General features: G+C 34.0%; 1 protein-coding gene. It reads right to left on the minus strand.

Annotated elements, in window-relative coordinates:
• Positions 1-17: 17 nt before the first annotated feature.
• Entirely contained in the window at positions 18-13,874 is a 13,857-nt protein-coding gene (locus Q0935_RS01130) for a T9SS type B sorting domain-containing protein (protein WP_299381653.1), read from the minus strand.
• Between the last annotated feature and the right edge of the window lie 51 nt (positions 13,875-13,925).

Genomic DNA, 13,925 nt, shown 5'->3' on the forward strand with positions numbered 1-13,925 from the left:
TTTATAAATCTTTATTATTACCTGTAAAGTGTAAAATGTCCAACATATTCTTTGTCTAATAGTGAGCTATTCGTTTTCACTACGTACCAATAATCTCCTGTTGGTAATTCGGTTCCGTTATATCTACCATCCCAATATTGACCTACTTTGTAAGTAGCCACTTTACGACCATAGCGATCGAAAATATCGAAAGTTAAATTTGGAAAATCTTCAACACAACCTGGAGCCCAAGTATCTGTTATGCCATCTCCATTTGGTGAAAAGTAGTTAGACATACATGGACCTAATAACTCTATATTAATTTTTTCTTCTGCTTGACACCCATAACTATCTGTAACAATTATGGTATAAACTCCAGCTTCTGTAACTACATATTCGTTACTACTACCATAGTTAGTATTATTAAAAGTATAAGTATAATCTCCAGTACCACCTGTTGTTTGCGCTATAATCTCACCAGGTTCATCACCTTCGATTAAAATTAAACTTAGTGGTTGATAGTTTTCGATATTGAAAAATTCTGTGTACTGTACACAACCGTCTATATGGGAAACTTCTATAAAATGTTGAGCACCATTTGCACTATCAACATTTTGAAAGATATTACTAGTTTGAGAGCCAATACCATCTAAAGAATAAGTTAGTACACTTGTATCTGTAATACTTTCATCTACATAAACTGTAACAGTATTAGTAAGTACATCATTCTCGCATAAATATTCTATTTCAAAAGTAGGATTTATTCTTACCGATTCTGGGAAAGTTATATTCCATTGAGACTCACAACCAACAGCATCTGTAATATAAACTATGTGATCTCCACCGTTTAAGTCTGTAAAGTTAAATATTGTTTGTGTTGCTGTTCCAATAGTATAAGTTCCATTAAAATCGTCTAAGCTAACACTGTAAGGAAGACTTCCACCTGTTATATCTATACTAAAAGCACCATCAAGTTCTCCTTCACAAGTTTCAGCAAATAAAGAATCTGCTACAATTTGAATTAAAACAGGCTCTGGATCTACAATTGTAAATGAATCTGTATAATAACAACCTTGAGTATCTTGAGCAATAAACTGATAAGTACCAGCCGATAAGTTTTCGAAAACATTAGTTTCAAAGAACTGATTTAATTGTGGAGAGATAGCATATTTTATAATACCAGTTCCACCAGTAGCAGTAATTACTAAAACGCCATTATTGCTTCCGCTACAAGTAATATCTGTAGCTTCAAAATCAACTTGTAATGCATCACTAGGTTCTGTTATAGTAATTGTACTTGACTCTGTAATACAGTTATCACTTATTACATTAACTTGATAAGTACCAGCAAATAAATCTGTAAAACTAGCAGGACTATCTGTAGTTGTAGCAATAGTATTTCCAAGATTATCTTCTAAAGTATAAGTATAGTTACCTAAACCACCTTGAGCTGTAGCAACTATACTACCGTTATTATCTCCTGCACAATTAATAGTAGGATTATCACTTTGTAAATTAATAACTAATTCCGGAAGTGTATCGATAGTAATTTCATTAGAAACAATGGCGATACAACCATTGGCGTCTCTTACATAATACTCATAAGTTCCAGGAGTTACAGCAATTGTTGTAGAGGTATTAAAAGTTCCTAAAATATTAGCAAAATTACTTGTATCACTATAAGTATATATTCCTGTTCCTCCAGCAGCAGATAGTGTTAACTCGTAAGCTATTGGACAAGGCTGTGTACTAGAATTTACTAAACTTGCTTGTATTGGCGTAGGTTCGTTTATTATAATATTTACTGAAGTAGCTTCACAGTTATAACCATCGTTAATAGTTACAGAATAAGTTCCAGCAGCTAAATTATTAAAGACATTAGATGTCTGTGGTCCCGAATTAGTAACAGAAGGAGACGAACTATTTAATGTATAAGTATAATTACTACCTTGTCCGCCAGTTACATTACTAACAGTAATAGTAGCATCTTGATCTCCAAAACACAATAGTGTATTTGAACTAGCAGTGTAAGTTGCACTTATTGGCGTTGGTAATGCTAGAATTACAGTTTCTGAAACAATACAACCTTGTGCATCTCTAACGTTAACAGTGTAAGTACCTGCAGGTAGACCAGTAAATGTTCCATTTGTAGAGTAAGCTACAGTAGCATCTCCTGTTAATTCATATTCTATATTTCCCCAACCACCTGTTGCAACAGCATTAATAATACCTTGATTATTATCACAAGTTACGTTTGATGTTTCTGTAGCTGTAAGAGCTAGTGTTTCTGTAGGTCTTGTAATAGTGAAATTCTGACTTACTGTACAAAAAGGACTAGATGCTAACGTTGCATTGATAGTATAAGTTCCACCAACTAATCCTGTAATAGTAACAGGACCTGCATTGGCAGTTGTTCCTGAGTCTACTGTTGTACCAGAATTATCAACAATTGTATAGTTAAAAGGACCTGATTGATCTGGGTTTGTACTTGTAACAACCTCATCTACAAATGTTACATTAACACTACCATTGTTATCATCGAAACAAGTAACGTCGACAACAGAATCTACAATAAGGTTAAAAGTATTTGGATTGTTTACGTAGTGTACAGTTTCTAAAGTACAACCAGTATCTAAGTTTGTTACCGAAATAATATAGTTTCCAATATCTAATCCTGTAAATATTCCAGTTGTATTTGTTTCGCTGTAAATACCACCTGTTACGGTTCCACTTACATCTTCAACAGTATATTCTAAATTTGTAGCAGTACCACCTGTTGTAGTTGCTGTTACTGTAATGTCTTCTAAATTAGTACAAGTAATAGCATTATCTACAGTAGCATCTACAGTGTCTAAATCTATATATGGATTAATAGTTACTGCTGAAGCAGTTGTACCTAAACAACCATTATCATCGTATACATTTACAGTATAAGTTCCTCCATTTGCATCCGACTCTGTATAAACATTACTAGTACCAGACTGTACAACAGTTCCACTTTCTAAGAACTCATATATAGTATATGTTTCAGAACCTCCTGTAACACCGGTTACAGTAATTGATGCATAATTAATTGCATTAGTATCTGTAGTACAAATATATTGAGACACAGTAGGAGCAGAGACAACAATAATATTAGGCTCAGCTATTGTAATAGTATCTGTTGCAAAACAACCTCTACCAGAATTAACTTGTACTGTATAAGTACCAGCAGCCAATCCTGTAAATATATTTGAGTTTTGTGGTGCTACAATAATTGGAGCTGTAATTTCGTAAGTATAAATTGGATTATTATTACTAGCAGGTAAGTCTACGGTAATTGTACCATTAGATTCTCCATTACAAGAAACATCGTTACTTGTAGCAGTAAATGTTACTGGAGTTGCAGTGTCTAAAGTTACTGTTTCATCTTTAGTACATAATGTTGTTGTATCTGTAATAGTAACAGTATAAGTTCCTGATGGTACACCAGAGAATACATTTGCTGTTAATGTTATAGAACTAGGATTTGGGTTTATTGTATAAGTATAGTTTCCTGTTCCTCCATAACCTGTAACAGTAATTTCACCATCATCATCACTACAACTTGGTGATACAGCAGCTAGTGTTAATGCTACTGGATCTTCAATAATATAGGTTGTTGTATTTGTACAACCACTTGCATCTTGAACTGTTATGTTATATGTACCAGGAGCGTTTACTGTAAACGTTGGACTTGATTGAAAACCATTACCAATACTATATTCGAAAGGTGTAATACCTGTTGCAACATTAACTGTAAAAGAGTAATCGTTTGTTGCACTTGGACATTGAGAGCCGGTAACTGTTAATCCAGTTGGAATAGGATCTGTATCGATAGTTATTGTTAAAGGTGTTGAAATAACACAACTGTTAGTATCTTGTACATAAACATCCCATGTAGTTGATACTGCAGGATCCAGAACGGCTGTATTTGAACTAGAATATGTTCCTGCTGGTGTTCCGCTTACTACAAATGAATAACTGTAAGAACCGTTACCACCAGAAGCTGTAACGCTTACTTGAGCACCAGTATTACAATTAGCATTAATAAAAGGATTAGCGACTAAACTAAGTGGTGCAGATTGCTCTACATTTATAGCTGTGGTTGCTGTACATCCAGTTGCTTCATCTGTAACAACAATGGTTTGTGTACTTGCACCAGTTAATCCGGTAACAGTAATTGTTGAATTGGTTTGTCCCGTAACATCTGTACCACCATTAATAGAGTAACTGTATGTTCCTTCAAAATTAGCTACAGTAAATAATACTTCACCATTTGCACCTGGATTACATGTAACATCGCTTATTAATTGACCGTTAACATTTATGTTTTCAACATCATTTAAAACATATAATTCTTGGTAAGTACATCCATTAGCGTCTATAACTTGAAATGTATAACTATCTGCAGTAAGTCCTGTAAAAATACCATTTGTAGCACCTGTAGTGTTTGCTGTTGCAGATGCTGGCGCTATTATCTCATATGTTAATGTTGAAGAACCTCCCGTAGCAGTTAAAGTAATATCTGCTGTATTAACTAAACAAGTAATTGCAGTTGCAGAGAAATCTAAATCTGAAGGAGAATCTAATGGATTAACTGTTACAGATCCTGTAACCTCACATCCATTTGCATCTCTTACTGTATAATTAATAGTTTGTATGCTACCATTATTGTTAACAATATACGTGTTTGTTGTAGAAAAACCAGTACCATTAAAATCGTAATAGTATTCACCAGACGGAGTAGGTGTACCATCTTGACCTAATACAGTAATAAGTGTTTCAATATCACAAGTAGTAGTAGCTAAAACAGAATTTGTAGCAGTTAATGCTAAAGGTTCGCTTATTGTAATTGGTCCACTTGAGATAGTACAAGAATTAGCATCTATAACAGTTATAGTATAGGTTCCTTGAGATAACCCGTTAAACACATTAGAACTTTGTGGAGTTCCTGAGTCTAATTGATAAGCAAAAGGACCTGTTGAAGATGTTGTAGTTACTGTTATAGAACCATCACTACCACTATTACAGCTTACGTTAGTTTCTGCTGTAGTAAAAGTTGTAGTTGGAATTGGATCTAATACATAAGTTGTAGTAGAAGTACAACCTGAAGCATCTGTAACATTAAAAGTATATGAACCTGCTGTTGAAGTTGTATAAACATTCGAAGCCATTGTACTATATGTAGTACCACCATCTGTAGACACTTCATAAGAATAAGAAGTAGTGTTACCTCCCGTAGCTGTTAAAGTAATTTCAGCATCTGGTGTTACTGTACAATCTAAAGCACTTGTTAAAGCTGCATTTAATAATAATTGATCATTTACTATATACGGCGTTGAAGCTACACAACCATTTCCATCTTGAATATATAAAGTATACGTTCCTGGAGAAGATATAGTGAAATCTGGATTTGATACAAAAGTAGTTCCGTTAATACTGTAAAGCGGACTACCTATTGTAGTAGTACCACTAATAGTTACTGTTATTGGAGTGCCAACATAACAAGGTGCAGTTTGTGCATCTATTGTAGGTTCTGCATCTCTAATCAAGGTAACGTCAAAATCTCTAATACAACCGTAAGCATCTATGGCATAAACAGTATATCCATTTGCAGCTATAGTAAAAGTGTTAGGTGATGCCCAAGCAGTACTTGAAGCTAATGGTGCTGGATCGGTATCTAATAAAATTTGATATTGATAAGGTGCTGTACCATCACTTGCTATTGCAGTAATTACTCCTAAATCATTACAATTTTCATTTGAAGAAACAGAAGCTGTTAAGTTTAAAAGGAAAGCAGACTCTGTAATATTAAATGGAGAAGTACTTACAATACTACAACCAGTATTAGCACCTGAAGTTTCAGTAATTAAAACATAATAGTTTCCAAAAGGTAAAGGACCTAAGTTGGTAACAGGAAGAGAGCCTCCTGCAGGTACTGTTCCGTTACCATTTACACCTGTTGTTACTTGCGATAATGAATCAAATATTTCAAAATTAACGTCAATAGCACTAGTTTCTGGATTGTTTATAGTAAAAGAAACATTTCCATCTGCACTTCCTGTACAAGTAATATTATTCGAGCTTTCTGAACTTACAGTTAAAGTCGAATTTGTAGGAATAGGAGTGTCGGCTGTCTCAAAGTATGTACAACCTGTAAGAGAATCATAAACAATAAAAGTATAAGTAACACCAGTAGTTAAACCTGTAAAAGTTATTGAACCAGGTGATGTTTCTAATTGCCATGTTCCTCCTGGTGGAGGAGAAGGGATAGTACCATTATAGATATCAAAGTAAAAAGGCCCTGAACCAGCTAATGCTGTATTTACGGTAACAACAGCTTCTCCACCAATAGTACAGTCTGCAGTTGTGTTAATATTAATATCTAAATCATCTGGAGGAGAAGCTACCAATACATCTTGTATTAATACCGAACATCCATTAGTGTCCACAACATTAATTTGGTATAAACCAAAATCAACAACGTCGAAAGTAGTAGATGTGTCTCCAATGTTATTAAGTTCAACCTCATTATAACCATTTGTACCAGTTACAAAATAGTTGTAAGGTCCAGTACCACCTGAAACACTGTCAACAATTACAGATCCTTGAGATATACCGTTTGTAGTATCACAAGTAATTGGAACTGTTGAATGGTTAACAATAATTGCGTCTGGTTGTGCTATAATAATAGTTTCTACTTCAGTACAACCTCTTGCATCTGTTACAGTTATAGTGTAATTGCCTGCAGGTAATCCCGAAGTTTGAGAACCATAAGAAGTAGAAGTTGTTGTATTAAATATTTCAAAAACAAATGGTGCTTGACCAAGTGTTGTATCTGGTGTTATAGAAATAGCACCTGTCTCTTCTCCATTACAATTAATAAATCCAGTTTGGGTTACAGTAATATCAGGGCTTACTGCTGGAGTAATTTCTATAGGAGTTATTGTTGTAACTGTACAAGAATTAGCATCTGTAACCATAAATAAATAACTTCCTGAAGTATTAGTGTTTAATACATTAGTAGGCATGTTTGTATAAGTGGTACCACCATTAGTAGAATATGCATAAGTATAAGTAGTTGCATCTCCACCTGTAGCTGTTAAAGTTACTTGAGCTTCTTCTGGTAAAACACAAGTAATATCTTTATCTAAAATAGCAGAGAGCGTTAACTGCGGATTAACAGTTATGGTGTCTGTTACTTCACAACCGTTTCCATCTCTTACTGTTATAGTATATGTTCCTGTAGTTACTGTAAATGTATTACCTGTTTGGTAATTGGTTGCATCTATGCTGTACATTAAAGTAGCAACTCCTGTTGCAGTTGCAGTAATTGTAAAATTATTTCCTGTACCTGTACATTGGTTATCTACAGTTGCAGTAACAGTTGGTAAATTATCACTAAGAATAGTTATTGTATTCATGACAACACAACCATTACTATCCATAACATATACGTCGATTACTAACCCAAGAATACTTGTGTCTACAGTTGTTGAGGTACTATAATCTGTATTGGTTGGTGCAGGATTACCTGATGTTACATAAGCATAAGAGTAACCTCCAGATCCACCTGAAAGTGTTGGGAAACTGATATTAGAAATTGTAGTATTACAACTTACATTACTAGCGTTCGCTGAAAAAGTAATTTCTGTTATTGGATCGATAGTAATAGTTACAGAACTATTACAACCTGTAGTAGAGTCTACAACATTAAAAGTATATGTTCCAGTAGGTAAATTAGTTACTGTAACTTCATTATCCGTTTGAATTATTGATCCTGCAACAGGTGATAATGTATAAGTATAGTTTCCTAAACTACTAACATCTGTCATTGTAAAAGTAGCTGTTCCATTATCAGACCCAAAACATGTTTGATCAGTGTTTGTTTCTGCTACAGCAATATTAATAGCTGGAGCAATAGTATGTGAAGCACTAATAGAACAACCATTACTATCTGTAATTTCAAATGTATAATCACCAGGAGTTAAGCCCGTAAATATACCATTTGTAGCACCCGAAGTGTTTGTTGTTGCAGCTGTAGGAGCTGTTATCTCAAAAGTAAATGGTGCAATACCATTAGTAGGTGTTACTGTTACATCTGTAGTGGTGTTATTACAAGTAATTACATTAGAATCTGTAAAAGATATTCCTGTTAAAGGATTGAATGGAGGAACATCTATAGTTTCGTTAACAATACAACCATTTTCATCTCTTACTGAATAAGTAATTGTTTGTGTTGTAGTTGTATTTGTTACAGTTAATGTGTTTGTTGCTGTATAAGAAGTGTTACCATTAAAACTATAAGTATAAGTTCCGGTTCCACCAGTAGCAGTTACTGTAATATCTGTAGTTGTACTACAGTTTGTATTATTAGACAGTGTAGTGTTAGCAATAATCTGGGTTGGATTATTTAAAGTAATTGTATAAATAGGAGATAAACAATTATTGCTATCCTGTATTTGATATGTGTACTCTGTAGTTGTTGCAGTAGTTGTATTTGCATTTAATCCAGTATATAATGAAGTAGATGTAAAAGCACTACCATTAAAACTGAAAGTAAATCCTCCAGAACCACCTGCAGCAGATAATTGAATTTCTCCATTTGCATCATCAAAACAAAGTGGGTCTATGCCGTTAGCTGTTCCTGTTGGTGTTGAAATAGCATCAATAGTATTAACTTGAGATTCTGTAATACAACCTTGTGCATCTGTAACTTGAAATTGGTAAGTTCCAGCAGCTGTTGCTGTATAAGTAAAAGGTGTACCTGTAGTTCCTAAATCTGTATAGGCACTTCCGTTTTCAGAAACTGCGTAAGTAAATGGAGCAGAACCACCATTAATATTACCAGTAATTATAGCATCAGGAGAAGTTGTACAATCTAAATCCTTAGTTATTTCAGTAATTAACAATAGTTGAGGTTCTATAGTTTCAGAATCTAGAGTGACTTCACAGCCAAAAGCATCTCTTACAATTACAATGTATGCTCCAGGTGTTAGATTACTAAATATGTTACTATCTTGAAAAGCACCTCCATTTATATTGTATTGGTATGGTGTAACACCACCAGAAGCTGTAACTTCTATTGTCGATTCGTTTACTGTATCGTAACAGAAATCTGATGTTGTGCTGATTATTGCTGTAGGAGCAATAGGAGCATCTAAAGTAAGTGTTGTCGATGCTGTACAATTTGAAGCATCAGTTACTTCAACAGTATATGTACCAGCAGGAACGTTAGTTAAAACACCATTATTAAAATCTGTTACTGTAAAAGGAGAAACGGTATCAATTAATTGAAAAGAATAACCAGGTGTTCCTTCTGTTGCAGTTGCAGTTATTGTCGCTCCGTCTAAACAAGTTACTTCAGTATTAGTAATACTAATAGTTAATGGACCAGGAGTGTCTATGGTTTCTGTAAAAGAGAAAGTACAAGTATCAGCTGTATCGTCATAACGTACTTGAACATTATAAGTTGTATCTGTTAATCCTGTAATAGTATATGGAGACGTCATTTGAGTTACCCACGTTGTACCATTATCTATAGAATATTGAAAACCTAAAGTTGTGTCAAAATTTTGAACAGCAATTGTAATTTCGCCATCAGCAGCGCCAGAACAACTTACCATTGAAGTTCCTGTAATATCTGCTGTAAATGCATTTCCAGAATCAATAATAAATGGGAAATCTACTACAGTTGAACACGCAAGAGGAAGTTGAAATACTTTCAAATCATCTATAGCAACATCATTACCAGTAACTTGTTGAACATTAGATCTTAAAATGAATTTCAAACTTGTGTTTGCTCCTGGATCTAAAGTTATTGGAGTAGTAGGATATTCAATCCAATTTTCTGTTTTAGGAATATTTCCAGTATTATAGAAATCTATTTCTGTGCCTGAAGCATCTACTAGTGCCACTCTTAAATCAGGATCGAATTCACCAATACCAGTTCTAAGTAAATTCATTGCAGCAAATTCTACTTGTATTGGTTGATTAGGTATAATATCATTTATTTGCTTTTCGTATAAAACTTCTGAGGCTGGTATTGTTGCTCCAATATTAACAACCATATATCTTCCGTTTGGAGTTACAGGATTTGTAGCAGGAGTATAGTCTGTTGGGTTTACCCATGACCAAAAAGGAAATTCGATATTAGAAGTAACGGTATATTCTCCATCATCGATATTTGGAGTATTACCACATTGTGTTGCTGCTACCTGCTGTTCAAAACAGTAGTAGGTTGGGTTAATTCCTGGAGAGGTAGTGTCTACACCATAACCAAAAGTTTCGTAAAGTAAATTACTAAATGTAGGGACGGTTAATAATGTATATTCAACACTAATTGTATGCGAACCTGAAGGAACGTTTGTAAATGTTTCTGGATTTGTAGTATTAGGGTTAAGTGTACCATCTAGGTAATAATCATATTCATAAGAAGAACCACCATTGTTAGTTACAGTTACTGTTGCATTTCCAGAACCATCACAATTAAAAATAGTTTCACCTATTTCAATAGTTGGTGCAGGAGGTTCTTGGTCTAAAATAGTATCCTGCATAACAAAGATACAACCATTAGCATCACGTATATAAACGGTGTATGATCCGGGAAGTACATAAGCTTCATTTGATGTTGTCCAAGTTGCTTGATTATCGAAACTATATTCATAATAATTAGGAGCAGGAAATGGTGTTCCACCTTGAGGATTTGTAATTCTAATTACACCTTCTCCAGCAGGTCCACATCCTGCAAGTTCAGATATTCCAGCTGTAGCAGTTAAGGCCGCATCTGGCTGATTTACGGTAATTGCTTCTGCAGTTGTAAAACATTCAGAACCATCTAATGTATATTTTATTATTACTTGATAATCACCTCCACTTAAATTTGAAAAAGTAGAACTTGTTGTATAAGTAGTTCCATTATCAATGCTATATTCTAAAGTATAACCATTTGCGTTTGTAACATTTACTAAAATTTCTGCTGTAGTATCATTATAACATAAAACATCTGTATGTGTAATGTTATACTCTGGAGCCGGATTATTTTCTATTAAAATAGTTGTTTCTGCTATACAGTTATTAGAGTCTACTACAGTAATATTATAAGTTCCTCCAGTTGTAACTATTATTTCTGGAACAGTTTGAAAATCTGTTGTACTATTAACAAAATAGAAGTAAGGAGGTGTTCCTCCTTGTGGATAAACAGTTATTTCTCCTTCTGTACAAGTTAGTGGATTTGTAATAGCCGCAGTTACTGTTAATAATGGAGGTTCAATAATGGTAACATCTTCGGTATAAATACAACCATTTTCGGTTTCTACAGTAGCTGTATAAGTTCCAGGATTTAAGTTTTCGAAAGCATAAGTGTTTTCTAAAATTGGACCAACACTGTTTATTACTGTACCATTTTCTGATAAAGTATAAGAATATTGAGGATCTACATCGTTAGCTGCTAATTGTATACTTCCTTTATCTCCATAACAAAGAGGTTGTGTAATAACTGAAGATACTGTGAAATCGCGTTCCCTAATTTGAACATTTAGTACGGAAAATACACATGGATTTGTAGGAACATTAATTTGCCTTATATAAACATTATAAATTCCCGGAGTATTTACAGTAAATACATTACTGGCTTGGTAATTTATATCGTCTAGACTATATTCATAACCGGAAGGAACATTGTTAACTGTTATACTTCCTGGTGTTGTACAAATAATATCTGTAGCAACTACTGTTGGATTTAATAAGTTTTGATAGACGTTGAAATAGAATTGAACAAAACAACCTCCAGAATAATTGATAGTTAGTCTAAATTGTCCAGAAGTATTGGCTAAAAAATTTGGTCCTATTGCTACTTGATTCCAAACACAAGCATTATCCTCATTAGCACAATCTGTATTGGAGACAGCATCACAACTTGATTCGTCTAATTGTTCCCATATAATAGATGCTGCACCAGCAATATTTGTTTGTATATCTCTAGAATCATTAGCACCACATAAAAAGATATTTGGTAATAATTTACCATCATTAGGACAAGATACAACCTCGTCTGCATAAGGAATAACAGGATTTTCTATGTTTCCACCAAAAAGCTCAACAATAAATTCTTGAGATATAGATTGGCAAGGAGCAATTGCCGTATTAAAAACGTAATAAGTGCCTGTTGCAGTAACAGTAACTGTCTGGTTAGTTCCTATTACAGGAGTTCCTGTTTCACTTGTAGACCAAGAGTAAGTATCGTAGCCATCTGCTGCAGTTAATTCTAAACTAGAACCACAGAGTATTTCGTTTTGAGAAAATTCGCAATCTAAATCTGCTAGGAAATTAGTAGCCTGAGGTGTTAGTAAACATCCTGTATTACTATTTAAACTTGGGTCATCTGTAATTTGAAATGAAGGATTAAAGAAACCACTATAAGTAGCAAAAGCTTGATTATTAATTATATTAGAACAAGCATCGGCCAATTCGTTACAATTGTCTACAACTTGTACTTCTATTCGAATTTCATATAAAGGATCATTTTCTTCGACTAAATAGTTTTCAATATCAAAAACAATTTCTCTTGTTATAACGTTGTAACTAGCTACTGTTACACCAGGAGGAAGCACTAAGTCTGTTGGGTAATTAAAGATAATATTAACAGGTAAAATATCTTTAATTTGAAAATTGGTTGCATTATCATTTCCTATATTTTGAAAACCAATAACATAATTTAATGAAGAACCTAAGCCTACGGTTTGTCCGCCAATATCATTACCAGCATCGTCTTCTACTATTTTAGTAAGTACAATATCAGGCTCAATTATTTCTACAGCAAAAGCGAAAAAATATTGAAAATAAGTATCTCCACTTGTTTCTAAACGTACTGTCGCTGAGGTTGCATCATTAGCAATTACAGAGTTTGCGGGATTAGGAATAACCATAACACCTGTATCGAATCCTAATGTATTTGTACTGTTCGGGATTCTATTGTTAACAGGTAATGCGTTTAACTGTGTTACAGAACTGTTGAAAAAATTATTTACAGGACGATCTGTAGCAGATAAATTAACACCGTTTAATAGTAATTGATCTCCTGTAATTGCGCTATCTCCTTCTAATGTTGCAAATGCAAAATTAGCTCTTACTGGAGCAGGAGCAGGAACGGTTCTAAATCCGTTAATAGGAATGTCTGCAGTTGGGTTTTGCGAGGCACTTATTGCACTAAAACCATCAAAACTTGTAATTGATTTCCCTGGTAATGTAGGATCTTCGTATACAACAAAAAGTGACCAACCCGCAGATTGACCAGTTCCATTATATGGTGTGAAATTTGCTGTTTCACCTTCTCCAGATGATACGTTTGCAACGGTATAAGTTCCTAAATCTGTTACAGAACCAAAAGCCGTAACAATATCTGTTACATCTGCATAACATGCATAAGAAAAACTATTCCCACCATCTACAGAGTTACCGTTAGCATCGTAAATAATTGTACCTTGAATATCATTATATCCTCCTACGGGACCTTTAAATTTTACATTTGTTATCGATTCTGTTCCTGGATTAACAGCTCCCCAATACAAACCAGCGTATTTTATACGATAGCAATCTGGATTAGGTATCAGTAAATCTGCACTAGAAGAACTAAATGTTGTGTTATCACCATCAATATCAATATAGTTCATTTCCACATTATGGTTATAAGCCGAATTGTTATTAAAAGCATTGTTATTTGGTCCAAGAATATTGTTACCAATAAGAACAATATCACCCTTTAAATCATCATCGAATCTGGGAATAAATGGTTCGAAGTTTTGGGCATAAGAAGTGAAGCCTAAAGATAGTATTAATACTATGAGGGCGATTTTAGAAAAAGTAGGTTTTTCCATGATATTTTATTTTTATTCCAGTTCTATTATCAGCTTAGGCGATTCTGATAA

The organism is uncultured Lacinutrix sp. (genome assembly GCF_947500605.1).
GTDB lineage: Bacteria > Bacteroidota > Bacteroidia > Flavobacteriales > Flavobacteriaceae > Lacinutrix.

Excerpts from the sequence above, each read along its gene's own strand:
- Q0935_RS01130 (WP_299381653.1), bottom strand. The coding sequence starts at position 13,874 with ATGGAAAAACCTACTTTTTCTAAAATCGCCCTCATAGTATTAATACTA.